The sequence below is a fragment of the Chitinophaga sp. genome (genome assembly GCF_036569125.1).
Taxonomy (GTDB): Bacteria; Bacteroidota; Bacteroidia; order Chitinophagales; family Chitinophagaceae; genus Chitinophaga.
Genome location: NZ_DATCRF010000150.1, coordinates 1 through 11,289 on the forward strand (window position 1 = coordinate 1; position 11,289 = coordinate 11,289).

Sequence of the window (11,289 nt, forward strand, 5' to 3'; positions counted from 1 at the left end):
ATAAGGGTACAGCTGTTGAATAAACTGGGCCGGGTATATTTTACCAGCGACCCGGGAAAAACAACGCTCTATGCTACAGAAGCCCTGCGCCTGAGCGATAGCCTGCAATATGCAGAAGGCACCATACTGGCTACCCGTAACCTGGCGCTGGTAGAAAATACCAAAGGCAACCTGGATAAGCAGATGGACATGACCCTTTCTGCACTGCGGCTGGCTGAAAAGAACGGTCTGTTGCATATGACGGGCATCCTTAATAACGACATTGGTAATATATTAATAGAGCAGAACAACCCCGTACAGGCACTCCCCTACCTGAAACGCTCTTTGAAAATAAAGAAGCAGTTCAATGAGCAGGCCGAGATTGCCAAAACACTGAATAACATTGGCTCCTGCTATATGCAGCTGCAAAAGCTGGATTCTGCGCTCTACTTCCTGCGTGAATCGGAACGCCTGAAACTGAGCATGGGTAATACACAGGGATTGGGTTTTACCTATGAAAATATGGGGCTCATCTACCTGCAGAAGGGTGAGTACGAAACCTCCCAGCAATACCTGGAAAGATCCATGGGTTATTACAAGGCCGCTGAAAACCAGGCGGGCATTGGTAAAACATGGCTTAACCTGGCTAAGGTGAATACCCTGCTGCAGCATTATACCATTGCTGCCGGCCAGCTGGAAGAAGCCGCGCGTGTGAATGTTACCCAAAAGAATGCAAAGAATGAAATGATCTATTACCAGTACCTGGCGCAGCTGGATTCTTCGCGGGGCGATTATATTATGGCCCTGCGGCATTACAATACCTACAATTCCCTGAAGGAGAAATATTTTGCGGTAGAAAAGGAACTGTCCATTGCCAATACCCGTGAAAAATATGAATCTGAAAAACGGCAGCGGGAAAACCATCTGCTGAAAGCTGCACAGCAAATACACCTTGCCACCATTCACCAACAGCGTATACTGGTAGCGGCCTGCGCTTTCCTATTACTGATCCTGCTTGTGATCACGGTGCTGCTGTACCGCTTATACAAACGGCAGCAGGAGCTGTACCGGCAGCTGAATAGTAAGAACGAGGAAGTATCGCAGCAGAACCGCATTATCATGGAGCAGAATGTGAAGCTAGGCAGTTTGAACCAGGTGAAGGACAAGATCTTTTCGGTGATCTCGCATGATCTGCGCTCTCCCCTGGCCATCCTGGAAGGGATGCTGTTCCTGCTGCGCGATAGGAAAATGTCGACCGAGGAATTCCGCACCTTTGCAGATGACCTATGGCGCGATATGAAAAATACCGCCTACATGATGGATAACCTGCTGAACTGGGCCAGCTCGCAGATGAAGGGCATCCGCACCAAGCCGGATGAATTTGAATTTACCGGGATGGTAAGGCGGGAGATTGAATTGCTGCAAACACTTGCGCGGCAGAAAGAGGTAACCCTTACCCATCATTTACAGCAGCCGGTAACGGTATTCGCTGATCCGGATATGATGAAGCTGGTGCTGCGCAACCTGATCAGCAATGCCATTAAGTTCACACCCGGCGGCGGGAATATCGAGGTATTGGCGCATATTAACGGTACTGAGCTGGAAATATGTGTGCGGGATAACGGCGTTGGCATACCGGATAAAGATCAGCATAAAGTATTCTCCAATATTTATTATTCTATGCCCGGTACCCGTCATGAAAAAGGCTGCGGGCTGGGGCTGCCGCTTTCCAAAGATTTTGTGGAGCTGAATAAGGGCGCTATCTGGTTCCATAGCCAGCCAGGTATTACCAGCTTTCATTTTACGATCCCTTTATCGGAAGAAGATGCTAACCAGCAGGGGCATGTGATGAGGAAGAAGAAACAACTTTTATAATGTGCAGATGTGCAAATATGCAGATGTGCAGATGAATGAACTCCGAAGTGCCGGCTTTACTATCTGCACATTTGCATATTTGCACATCAACTAATTCTCACTAAACGTATCTCCCTGTTTAATATCACCGGTTTCAAAACCTTTTTTAAACCAGTACATTCTTTGGGCAGAGGTGCCGTGGGTAAAGGCATCGGGCACTACCCTGCCCTGGGAAGCCTGCTGCAGCTTATCATCCCCTACTGCGCTGGCGGCGTTAAGGGCTTCTTCAATATCCCCGGCTTCCAGTATGTTATCCATCTTTTGTGCGTGGTTGGCCCATACACCGGCCAGGAAATCGGCCTGCAGCTCAAGCTTCACAGATAATTTATTGTATTCCTTTTCGCTCATACGCTGGCGCATGGACTGCACTTTAGCGCTGATGCCCAGCAGGTTCTGTACGTGGTGGCCTACTTCGTGGGCAATTACATAAGCCATGGCAAAATCACCTACCACGTTAAAACGCTCCTTCATTTCGTTGAAGAAGGAAAGGTCCAGGTATACCTTATCATCTGCCGGGCAATAAAACGGTCCCATGGCAGATTGGGCAAAACCGCAGCCGCTTTCTGTAGCATCACTAAAGAGCACCATTTTAGGCGGGGTGTAGGATTTGTTCATCTGGCTGAACTGCTCGGTCCATACATCCTCCGTATAGGCAAGCACGGTAGATGCAAAGCGTGAGGTTTCATCGCTGCCGTTAGTTACCTGTTCTGCAGGCTGACTGGCGCCTCCGCCCTGTTGTTGTACCTGTTGCAGCACCTGCTGCGGGTCTTTGTTAAATAAGAGTGCCAGCACTATAATAATAATGCCGCCAATACCGCCACCGATACCTACGGTACGCATACCGCCACCGCCACTGCCACGGCGGTCTTCCACATTATCGCTTAAACGTTTGTTTTGCCAACGCATATGATGTTTTTTAAGTAACAGATCTGCTGCCTGTAAGGTACTATTTTCCTTCTGGCGGCGAAGTGAATTTAAATAAATTTATAAAGCGGTTACTTCCAAAATCGCGCCGTATTCCTGCTAATGCCTGGTACTTTTAACCCTTCCTTTTCCCCCTTTCACCGGTATTTCTACTGCCGGTAACCGAAAGTGTATTTCCCCCCGCCTGCCTGCTGCCTAGTTTTGAGGCAGATAAAACCTCCGTTATATGGAACATATTGTGCTAACCAATGGATTGAAAAAGAGCTTTAAGGCGCAGGGAAAAACTGTGGAAGCGGTACGCGGCGTAGACCTGGCCGTGCGTACGGGTGAGGTCTTTGGTTTCCTGGGCCCTAATGGCGCCGGTAAAACCACTACCCTGCGCATGCTTACCACCCTGCTTACCCCGGATGCCGGGGAAGCTACCCTGGCAGGCTGCGACCTGCTGAAACACCCGCAGCGGCTGCGTGAGCGTATTGGGTATGTAAGCCAGGCCGGTGGCAGCGACCGTGGCATGAGCGCCTGGGAAAACCTGGTGCTGCAGGGCCGTTTATTTGGTATGAACCGGCATAATGCCGCCGCGCAAGCTAAAGCGCTGATCCTCGCCTTTGACCTGGAAGCTATTGCCGACCGTAAAGCCGCCACTTACTCCGGCGGGCAACGCCGCCGCCTGGATGTAGCCCTGGGCATGATGCACCGCCCGCAGCTGCTGTTCCTGGATGAACCCACCACCGGCTTAGATCCGCAGAACAGGGCCCGCCTCTGGGATGAAGTAAGGCGCCTGCGCGATAGCGGCGTTACCATTTTCCTGACCACCCATTATCTGGATGAAGCGGATGCACTGGCAGACCGTATTGCAATTATGGACCAGGGAAAAATAGAAGCCGAAGGATCGCCCCGGGAGCTGAAAAAACAAATAGCCGGTGATGTAGTGCTGCTGGGCCTTTCGGCCGACGGTGCGCATAATGAAAAAGCGCTGCAGCTGTTCACTGATCAGCCCTATGTGCGCGAAGCCAGCTATGAGCAGGGACACTTACGGTTATATGTACACGAAGGCGAGGCAACACTGCCGGAAATACTCCGCTTACTGGATCATGCGCAGATAGGCTTAAAAACCATCTCCCTCTCCCAGCCTACCCTTGACGATGTATTCCTGCGGCAAACCGGCCGCTCGCTGCAGGAAGCGTGAACGGTCCATGGTCCATAGTCGATGGTCCATGGCATTTCACAAAAGAACCGGTATTACAACTATAGCCTGTTACGAAATACAATTACTTAACGCCTATGCCATGGACCATCGACTATGGATCATGGACTAAAAAACACGCACCATGTCATTCTTCTCCAATCTTCAGATCTACTATATACGCAAGGTAAAAGAGTCCCTGCATAACCCGGGATTCCTGTTCATGGCAGTAGGTACGCCTTTAATGTACCTGTTATTGTTTGCGCCTATGCTACAGCATTTCACGGGCATGCCGGGTTTTACCAGCGGCAGTGTGCTGAACGTATTCCTGCCCGGCGTGGTCGTGGTAATTGCCGTATATGGAGGCCTGTATGTGGGCTTTGGTTTGGTGGATGAGATAAGACAGGGTATCATTGAACGTTTCCGGGTAACGCCTACCAGCCGGCTGGCAATGCTGCTGGGCAGTGTGCTGCGGGATGTAAGCGGGGTGCTGGTGCAAACGCTGCTGATCACTTTAATGGCTATACCTTTCGGGTTAAAGGTGTATTGGGCCGGGTTTATAATTGTGATGATATTGCTGGCTATCATTAGCGCACTATTTGCCGCATTCTCCTATGCGCTGGCATTACGTTTGAAAAGTGAGGATGCCATAGCCCCCATTATACAGGGTATTTCCTTACCCATTATGTTGCTGGCCGGCTTTCTGTTACCAATGGAAATGGCCCCGCACTGGCTGCAGGTAGCAGCGCATTTTAACCCGGTATATTATGCGGTAGAGGCTTCGCGGGCGCTGATGGGCGGGCAGGTGAACACCCCGGTGGTGTTCCAGGCCTTTGCGGTGCTGCTGCCGGTAATGGGGCTGGTTTTCTGGTGGGCTATCCGTTCTTATAAGACGGCCGTGGCATAGATTGTGAGCAGAAAGGATAAAGCAGAAAGCATAAAGGGATTGGCGCGGATAAGGGAAAAGATAAAAAAGCAAAAATTAAGGGATTGGTAGGGCTAAAGTAAATCATACCCACCAATGATCCGCTGCATTCAGCTTTATGCTTTACGCTTTCTGCTTTCAGCTTAAACCCAAACATATGTCAGTTAAACAGATCGTATTGGCGGCGCGGCCATCCGGTATGCCGGATGCTTCAGTTTTCAGAACAGAAAATGTTGAATTACCGCCGCTGCAGGCCGGCCAGCTACATATCAGGGGATTGTACTTTTCAGTAGATCCGTATATGCGTGGCCGTATGAATGATGCACCTTCCTATATTCCGCCCTTCCAGCTTAATGCTCCCATAGAAGGCGCTGTAGTGGCCGAGGTGCTGGAAAGCCAGGTAATGGGCTACAATCCCGGCGACCTTATAACGGGCGGCCTGCTGCCCTGGGCCACGGAAGCCATTGTGTCTGCAGAAGCCATTAAACCCATTGACACACAAAGCATACCTCCGGGTTATTACCTGGGAGTGCTGGGATCAGCAGGTATAACCGCCTATTGCGGGATGGTGATCATTGGCCGGCCCAAAGCCGGCGAAACAGTGGTGGTATCCGGCGCAGCAGGTGCTGTGGGATTGGTAGCAGGCCAGATCGCGAAGATAATGGGCTGCCGGGTAGTAGGCATTGCAGGATCGGAGGAAAAGATCCGGCGGCTGAAAACGGAATTCGGTTTTGACGAAGCCATTAATTATAAAACCACCCCTGATATGGGCGCAGCGCTGGCTGCCGCCTGCCCTAAAGGCATAGATATTTACTTTGATAATGTAGGCGGCACTACTACGGATGCGGTGTTTCCCCTGCTTAACTTCCAGGCCAGGGTGCCGGTATGCGGGCAGATCTCCAGCTATAATGATACCGCTACCCCGCCCGGTCCGCGTATACTGCCACAGGTGGTAAAACGCAGCATCCTGATACAGGGATTCCTGGTGCGTTATATGAAGGAATACCATGCGGAAGCAGCGCTGCATTTAACCCAATGGCTGAAGGAAAACAAGCTGCAATTTGAAGAAACCGTGGTGGAAGGTTTTGACCGTTTGCCGGAAGCCTGGCTGGGATTGTTTTCCGGGCAAAATATGGGTAAGATGATTGTGAAAGCGTAAAGCTGAAAGCATAAAGCAAAAAGGGATTGGCAGGGTAAGTAAAAAAGTAAAAAGCAAAAATAAAAAGGGTTGGCGCGAATAAGGTAAAACCATCCACACCAATGCTCCGCTGCATTCAGCTTTATGCTTTATCCTTTCAGCTTTCGGCTTTCTGCATTTTCCGTACCTTTAATACATGCAGCAACACGCCTTATCATACACCCGGATCAAAAAGATCCATAACACCACCATTACGGATGAGGAAGATGTACTGGCCGCTGAGGAACCGCTGGAAATAAAGCTGGTACATGGTCCGGAGCAGGAACGGCAGCAGCAGAATATTACAGTTACCATGCGTACACCGGGGCAGGACCAGGATCTGGCCACCGGTTTTTTATTTACAGAAGGTATTATTCAGTCGGCCGCCGATATCGCTAACCTGCAGCCCCATGGATCCACTATTACAGTTACGCTGCAGCCACATGTACAGCCAGTGCTGCAGCCCATGCAACGCAACTTCTTCTCCAACTCCGGCTGCGGGGTATGCGGTAAACCGGATATTGATTCTATATTCACCAAGGTACAAAACGATAATAACGGACTGGCACTAACGTTTCCGGCTGCACGTTTATTGGAGCTGCCGGACAGCATACGTACGCAGCAAAAGTTGTTTGAGGATACAGGCGGCATCCATGCCGCTGCTTTGTTCAATGAAACGGGTGAATTGTTATTGATAAAGGAAGATATTGGCCGGCATAATGCGGTGGATAAGCTGATAGGCGCCGCTTTGCTGGCCGGTGATATTCAACTATCCCGCTGCCTGATGCTGTTAAGCGGGCGTGCAGGCTTTGAATTGATCCAGAAGGCTGCTATGGCTGCCATTCCTATTATTGCCGCCGTGGGCGCGCCATCCAGCATGGCTGTTAAAATGGCGGAAGAATGGAATATTACATTAATTGGTTTTTTAAGACAGCAACGTTGCAATATTTATACGAGGGCGGAGAGGATTGTTTTATAAAGCTGAAAGGATAAAGCAGAAAGCAAAAAGGGATTGGCGCGGATAAGGTGGAGTAAAGCCTAAAAAGTAAAAAAGTAAAAATTAAAAAGGATCGGTGCGGATAGGATGGAAAGTAAAAAATAAGAACAAAAAGGAAAGCAAAAAGGATTAGTGTGGGATGGATTGAGCTCCAATAAACCGCTGCATTCAGCTTTATGCTTTATGCTTTATGCTTTGCGCTTTACGCTTTCTGCTAAAAAAACACACATGAGCTCTGAAAAAATACCTGCTGCAGAAGCCCCGGCGCATTTCACCGGGTTAAAATTAGGTAAGATCAAAACCGTGGCTGCCGGTATACCGGCGGTAATGATCAGCGCACAGCATATCTTAAAGGAAACGGGCGCATTGCGGGGCATGAAGGCCCTGCTGAAGCTAAACCAGAAAGATGGTTTTGACTGTCCCAGCTGCGCCTGGCCCGACCCTGACGATGACCGCTCCACTATTGCCGAGTATTGCGAGAACGGCGCCAAGGCAGTTGCAGAAGAAGCTACGCTCAAAAAGCTAACGCCTGATTTTTTTGCAGCCAATGCGGTGGCCGACCTGGCCGACCTCTCTGACTATGAGATCGGGAAAAAAGGCCGTATTGCACAGCCCATGTACCTGCCCTCCGGCGGTACGCATTACAAACCCATTTCCTGGGAAATAGCTTTTCAGAAAATAGCCAACCACCTCAATGCATTGTCATCGCCGGATGAAGCCATCTTTTACACCTCCGGGCGTACCAGCAATGAAGCGGCTTTCCTGTACCAGCTGATGGTGCGGGAATATGGCACCAACAACATGCCCGACTGTTCCAACATGTGCCATGAATCCAGCGGGGTGGCCCTGGGCGAATCGCTGGGTATTGGCAAGGGTTCTGTTACGCTGGAAGATATTTACAAGGCAGAGGTGATCATTATACTGGGGCAAAACCCCGGCACCAACCACCCGCGCATGCTGAGCGCCCTGCAAAAGGCAAAAGCCAACGGGGCTACCATTATAGCCGTGAACCCCTTGCCGGAAGCCGGTTTAATGAACTTCCTGAACCCGCAAACGGTAAAAGGTTTCCTGAGCATTAAAACACACCTGGCCGATCTTTTCCTGCAGGTACGCATTAACGGGGATATGGCTTTAATAAAAGCCCTGGCCCTGCTGCTGCTGGAAGCGGAGGCTGAGCAGCCTGATACGGTGCTGGACCATCACTTTATAGCCAAACATACCCATGGCTATGAGCATTACGTACAAAACTTACAGCAATATACCGTAGCTGAGCTGGCGGCAGATTGCGGCGTGCCGGTAGCGCAGATCCAGGCGGCTGCAAAAGTGCTGGCGCAGAAAAAGAACATCGTGGCCTGCTGGGCCATGGGCCTTACCCAGCATAAAAATGCCGTGGATACGATTAAGGAAGTGGTGAACCTGCTGCTGATGAAAGGCAGCATTGGCAAACCCGGCGCAGGTACCTGCCCCGTACGCGGGCATAGCAATGTGCAGGGCGACCGTACCATGGGTATTTTTGAGCAACCCTCTCCTGCCCTGCTGCAGCGGCTGCAGGAGGTATACGGGTTTATACCGCCCCAGCATCACGGGTTTGATACCGTAAACTCCATACGCGCTATGCTGGAAGGGCGCGCTAAGGTATTTATGGCCATGGGCGGCAACTTCCTCTCCGCCACACCGGATACCAACCTGACGGCGCAGGCCCTGCGTAATTGCGCGCTTACTGTGCATGTATCTACGAAACTGAACCGCAGCCATTTGGTGCACGGTCAGGAAGCGCTGATACTGCCCTGCCTGGGCCGTACGGATATGGATCTGATCAGCGGCGAACGGCAATTTGTGACCTGTGAAAATTCCATGGGCGTGATACAGATGTCCAAAGGGAACCTGGAACCGGTATCTGACGAGCTGCTGAGCGAGCCGGTGATCATTTGCCGTTTGGCCAAAGCCCTGCTGGAAGACCGATCTAAGGTGAACTGGGATGTGTATGAACAGCACTACGATCATATCCGGAACGACATTGAAAAGGTGATCCCCGGCTTTGATAACTACAATGAACGGGTACGCCATCCCGGCGGATTCTATTTACCCAATACGGCCCGGGAAGGCCGTTTTAATATCCAGGGCAGCGGTAAGGCGCATTTTAGCCTGGCTAACATCAGCCCCCTGTCGCTGGCGGCAGATGAATATGTGATGATGACCATCCGCAGCCATGACCAGTTTAACACCACCATTTACGGCCTGGACGACCGCTACCGCGGTGTGTACAATGAGCGCCGCGTGATACTCATGAATGAGAAAGATATTCAGCGCGCCGGTTTAAAGGCCGGTGATGTAGTGGACCTTATTAATGAGGATGACGGGCAGCGCCGGGTAGCACACCGCTTTATTGTAGTAGCGTATAATATCCCGGAAAGGAACACCGCTACTTATTTCCCCGAAACCAATGTGCTGGTGCCTTTGAGCAGTGTGGCGGAAAAGAGTAATACGCCTGTGTCGAAGATGGTGATCATAAAGATTGAGAAGGCAGAAGGCAGAAAGCTGAAAGCATAAAGCATAAAGCATAAAGCTTAATGCAGCGGATCATTGGAGCGGATGGTTTGCTTTATCCGCGCCAATCCCTTTTTGCTTTATGCTTTATGCTTTCAGCTACCGAAACGATAAAAAGCCTGGTGCGCGGAGCACAGAAATATCGAACCTGAAATCCACAATGGTCGTGATCTCATAATAGAAAGACTTTACCGGCGCCGGTGCATCGGGCATATAATAGGCAGCCAGGCGGAAAGTGTTCAGGGCTAAGTTCTCATTACGGATACGTACGCCCGCACCCACGGCGCTATGCAGCGGGTTCTTAAAGATGGCGTTATTCTTCTCCGTGATCTGCGCCAGCTGCAGATACGTAGAGAAATTAAACTTGAAGCCCAGCAATTTCAGCGGGCTGTAATACACAGTTTCAGAGCGCACATTCAGGCGCTGGTAACCATTGATCCTGGAATTACGATATCCCCAGATCCCTACATCCAGGTTTATACTTAGCGGCTTATAGAAAAAGTTATTCGGGTTGGCCAGGAAATCAACCGTTACAAACTCGCGCAGCCTGCCCCATTTGAAGTTGAACAGGTTGCTGTAGTACTCCATGTTGGCATGTATAATAGCATCCTCAGAGGAGCCCCTTTGCCAGAAGCTGCCTACTGCAAGCGTGGTATTGAACAGCCCCTCATGTTTGGTTACCCAGAACTTATGCAGCTCCAGCGCAGTGTAAAAGCGCTTGCGGCTTTGCCAGCTTTCCCATCCGGATGATATGGATGCGTTATACCCCAGCGGAATATCCTCCGTTCTGCCAAATCCAAAGAAATAGTGCGCCTTAAAGAAATCCTGCCGGAATACGGCCAGCTGGCCCAGGTAATAACGGCGGTCGTTATATACCGGGTCAAACTTAAACACCGGCTGTGCAGGATTCCGGTGAAAAAAGAGGTTGTAATGCCGTGCAAGCAAGGCCACGTTCGGCTTTTTACCAGGGTCCTGCCCGTTCTTTCCCGGGTTAATAAAATTGTACCCCACCCAGGCGTCTATTACACTGTAACGGTAGTCGCGGTACAGGGAATCCGGCAGGTTACGGTAATTAATGGAATAGCTGCGCGACAGGTATAACCCGCCTATAAGGCTGGCGCTGGTACGGTACAGGGGACGGTTCAGATTAATGAAATATGCACCTTCGAAAACCCCTGTATCAATAGCTGCCGGCGTATAGTCATTGAGGGTAGTATAGCCTACAGAAGCATCCACAAACGAACCTGCTACGTTATACTTGGTATACGTGAGGGCTGCGCCCCAGGGCGGGGAGCGGTCGTTACGCCACATAGTGGTGATGTCTATCCCCTGCCCGGCGCCCAGCAGGTTGTTATTGGAAACGCCGCCCCGGAAAGCCGTTTGGGTTAGCTCCCGCAGGTCGGCGCCATATTCAAAAAGGTCTTTTGTTACCACCAGCAGGTCCACAGAATCCGGCGAGGCGCCGGTATTGATGATGTACACCCGCGCATCCTGTATAAACGGACGGTTACGCAGGTAACGTTCATTATCGGCCATGGTGTAGGGATCAATGGTATCATTTTCCCGGAAAAAGAGTGATTGCCGGATCACCCATTCGGCGGTATTAATGTGCAGGCGGTTGGCAAATCTCAGCAGCCTCATAC

8 protein-coding genes are annotated in these 11,289 nt (G+C 50.7%); 6 read left to right on the forward strand and 2 right to left on the reverse strand.

The genetic code is table 11. The annotated features are described in order from the left end of the window. A partial coding sequence (locus VIM87_RS05405; RefSeq protein ID WP_331995990.1) for a tetratricopeptide repeat-containing sensor histidine kinase occupies positions 1-1,854 on the forward strand: 1,854 nt, incomplete at its 5' end. 90 nt (positions 1,855-1,944) lie between these two features. Here the strand turns inward: VIM87_RS05405 and ypfJ are convergent. Then, the gene (gene ypfJ / locus VIM87_RS05410) at positions 1,945-2,799 is read right to left on the reverse strand and encodes a KPN_02809 family neutral zinc metallopeptidase (protein WP_331995991.1); all 855 of its coding nucleotides are present in this window, start codon (positions 2,797-2,799) and stop codon (positions 1,945-1,947) included. A 244-nt stretch (positions 2,800-3,043) separates the two neighbouring features. On the opposite strand from ypfJ, the gene VIM87_RS05415 reads away from it, so the two are divergent. The 5 genes from VIM87_RS05415 (at position 3,044) to VIM87_RS05435 (ending at position 9,649) form a co-directional block, all read left to right on the forward strand. Next, positions 3,044-4,003 (forward strand): ATP-binding cassette domain-containing protein, encoded by a 960-nt coding sequence (locus VIM87_RS05415; protein WP_331995992.1) that lies wholly within the window; start codon positions 3,044-3,046, stop codon positions 4,001-4,003. A gap of 142 nt (positions 4,004-4,145) precedes the next feature. Next, entirely contained in the window at positions 4,146-4,907 is a 762-nt protein-coding gene (locus VIM87_RS05420) for an ABC transporter permease (RefSeq protein WP_331995993.1), read from the forward strand. Positions 4,908-5,082: 175 nt separating this feature from the next. Then, positions 5,083-6,084, forward strand: coding sequence for an NADP-dependent oxidoreductase (locus VIM87_RS05425; protein WP_331995994.1), 1,002 nt, complete (start codon positions 5,083-5,085; stop codon positions 6,082-6,084). A gap of 175 nt (positions 6,085-6,259) precedes the next feature. Then, positions 6,260-7,081, forward strand: coding sequence for a formate dehydrogenase accessory sulfurtransferase FdhD (gene fdhD, locus VIM87_RS05430; RefSeq protein ID WP_331995995.1), 822 nt, complete (start codon positions 6,260-6,262; stop codon positions 7,079-7,081). Between the two features lie 246 nt (positions 7,082-7,327). Next, entirely contained in the window at positions 7,328-9,649 is a 2,322-nt protein-coding gene (locus tag VIM87_RS05435) for an FdhF/YdeP family oxidoreductase (RefSeq protein ID WP_331995996.1), read from the forward strand. Between the two features lie 96 nt (positions 9,650-9,745). On the opposite strand, the gene VIM87_RS05440 is transcribed toward VIM87_RS05435, so the two are convergent. After that, positions 9,746-11,289, reverse strand: a 1,544-nt coding sequence (locus VIM87_RS05440; protein ID WP_331995997.1) for a hypothetical protein, incomplete at its 5' end; no start/stop codon positions are given.